The sequence below is a fragment of the Actinotalea sp. C106 genome, assembly GCF_023630195.1.
Classification (GTDB): Bacteria; Actinomycetota; Actinomycetes; order Actinomycetales; family Cellulomonadaceae; genus Actinotalea.
This window is the reverse complement of record NZ_JALPKN010000354.1, coordinates 1-2,739: the sequence shown is the minus strand read 5'-3', so window position 1 is coordinate 2,739 and position 2,739 is coordinate 1. Positions and strand designations below refer to the sequence as shown.

The window sequence follows — 2,739 nt, the reverse complement described above, 5'->3', positions numbered from 1 at the left end:
ATGGCTGCCCGTGCGCGACGAGGAGCGGGTGGTGCGGTGGCTGGTCGACGTCGCGCGCCGCCTGGGTGGGGCGGTGCGGGTCGCCCCGGTCGCTGACCACTCCGCCGCGGTGCTCGTGCCGGACCCCTCCGGCGCCGTCGACCTGACGGTGTGGACGGACATCTGGCTCGAGCCCGACGCCGCACTGACCGTCATGCGCCAGGCCGTGCCGCGGGCCTACCTCAACCTGCCCGACGGCCGTTGGAACGGACCGCCCCAGGGCACCGGCCTGCAGGCCGTGCCGGGGGCCGAGGTGATCAACGCCGAGCAGCGTCACGCCCTGCACGTCGCCGCCGACGAGCGGGACATCTCCGCCCTCACCGACCCCGAGCCCATGCAGGGCTACGGCGCGCTCGTGGACCTCGACCTCGACGGGATGATCGCGCTGGAGGTCACCGGTGAGACCGTGCTGCCCCCCGTCATCGCGAGCATCCCCTGGGCCGAGCGCGGCGCCGTGGGCTACACCGTGCGTTGGGAGCCCGAGGACCTCGCCGACCTCGAGTCCGAGCGCCCGAGCCTGAACCTCCGCGTGGCCCGCGGCCGGGCCACGCCCCTGGTCATCGCCATCACCCGCGCCGTGCACAAGGCCGTCGGCGGGGAGATCACGGACATGATGGGCTTCATCGTGGACCCGGCCGACCTCTGACCTTCACTCTCGTGTCAGAACGTGGGGGTGCCAGAGGTATCCCAGGTTCTGACACGCGGCGTGGGGTCAGGCGGGGGGCTGGTCGGGCGGCAGCACCGCGTCCCGCAGCATGATCGCGACGTCGACCACCTCGACCGGGCCTTGACCGGTCCCGGCCCCGGCGGCGCTCGCGGCGGCGACCCCGTCGGTCAGCATCACCGTGCAGAACGGGCAGCCGGTCGCGATGGTGCGGGCCCCGGTGTCGAGGGCCTCGGTCGCGCGGTCGGTGCTGATCCGCGTCCCGGTCGACTCCTCCATCCACACCCGGGCGCCCCCGCCGCCGCAGCAGAAGGACCGCTCCTGGGTACGTGGCATCTCGGTGAGGGTCACCCCGGGCAGGGCGCCGATCAGGTCACGGGGCGGGGTGTAGATCTGGTTGTGCCGGCCGAGGAAGCACGGGTCGTGGTAGGTCACGGTGCCGGCGGAGGCGTCGTCGTCGGGCCTGGTGGTGGGGGTCAGGCGACCGTCGGTGACCAGGCGGTCGAGGAGCTCGGTGTGGTGCACCACCTCGAAGCGCCCGCCGAGCTGGGGGTACTCGCGGCTGATGGTGTTGAAGCAGTGCGCGCAGGTCACCACGATGCGCTGGGCCTTGATCTCGGTGAGCACCTCGACGTTCGCCTGGGCGAGCATCTGGAAGAGGAACTCGTTGCCTGCGCGACGCGCGGGGTCCCCCGTGCAGGACTCGCCGTCGCCCAGCACCGCGAAGCTCACCCCGGCGGCGTGCAGCAGCTCGGCCACGGCGCGGGTGGTGCGCTTGGCGCGGTCCTCGTAGGCCCCGGCGCAGCCGACCCAGAACAGGTAGTCGACCTCGCTCGCGTCCTCGACGTCGGCCCCGATCACCGGGACCTCGAAGCCGAGGCCCTGCGCCCAGTCGAGGCGCTTGCGCGGGGCCATGCCCCAGGGGTTGGCCTGCTTCTCGAGCTTGGTGAACATGGGGCCGAGCTCCTCGGGGAAGGCCGACTCCATGAGCACCTGGTTGCGACGCAGGTCGACGATGTGGTCGACGTGCTCGATGTCCACCGGGCACTGCTGCACGCAGGCCCCGCACATGGTGCAGTCCCACAACGCCTGCGGGTCGATGACGTCCCCCACCAGTGCGAGCACGTCCACCCCCGCATGGCTCGTGTCCGAGCTCGCTGCCGAGCTGGCGGCCGAGCTCGAGTCAGAAGCAGGGATACCCCTGGCACCCCCACGTTCTGACACGAGGTCGGCTGACACGAGGCCGGGAGGGAGGTGGCCGGTGGTGGTGGTCAGGCCCGTGGGGGCGGTCGCCGCGTTGGGGGCGGGCTGCAGGTAGGGGGCGCTGGCGTAGGCGTGGTCGCGCAGGGCGGTGATCATCAGCTTGGGGGAGAGGGGCTTGCCGGTGTTCCAGGCCGGGCACTGCTCCTGGCAGCGGCCGCACTCGGTACAAGTCGAGAAGTCCAGCAGCCCCTTCCACGTGAAGTCCTCGAGCTGCCCGACGCCGAGCCGCGCGTCCTCGGGCAGGTCGTCGATCGCCTCGAAGTCCACGACCTTGCCCGCGGCCCGCACCGGCGGCACCGGGCCCAGGGCGGGGGAGCCGTCGACCTCGCGCCGCGCCCACACGTTGACCACGGCGAGGAACCGGTGCCACGAGACCCCCATCGCCGGCCGACGCCCCACGACGACCATCCAGGTCATCGAGGTGACGATCTTCAGCAGGGCGACCAGCACCACCGCCGTCTCGAGGGCCTCGGTGCCCGCCCCGACCCACCAGGCGCCGAACCACGCCGTCAGCGGGTGCTGCAGCGCGAGGGCGGAGGCGACCTCCGAGGAGACCCCACCCTCCGCGCTCATCGCGAGCGCGTACTCCAGCCCCCGCAGCACCAGCACGCAGAGCACCACGGCCGCGATGATCAGCTCGACGAAGTACGCCTGCCCCGTGTTCGACCCGAAGAACCGCGAGGACCGTGCCCCCTGCGGCCCGAGCCGGCCCGACGGCGAGTCCTGCACGGCCGACGGCGCCCCGGCGGCGGCCTCCCGCGGCGGGGGTGGGC

The 2,739-nt window shown here is 72.9% G+C and carries 1 protein-coding gene and 1 pseudogene; one reads left to right on the top strand and one right to left on the bottom strand.

Translation table 11 applies throughout. The features are described 5' to 3' along the window. A pseudogene (locus L0B03_RS16205) lies at nucleotides 1-685 on the top strand (hypothetical protein); the annotation flags it as partial. A 66-nt stretch (nucleotides 686-751) separates the two neighbouring features. Here L0B03_RS16205 and L0B03_RS16200 read toward each other — a convergent pair. Then, nucleotides 752-2,739: (Fe-S)-binding protein (locus L0B03_RS16200; protein WP_250447792.1), on the bottom strand; the 1,988-nt coding region annotated here is incomplete at its 5' end.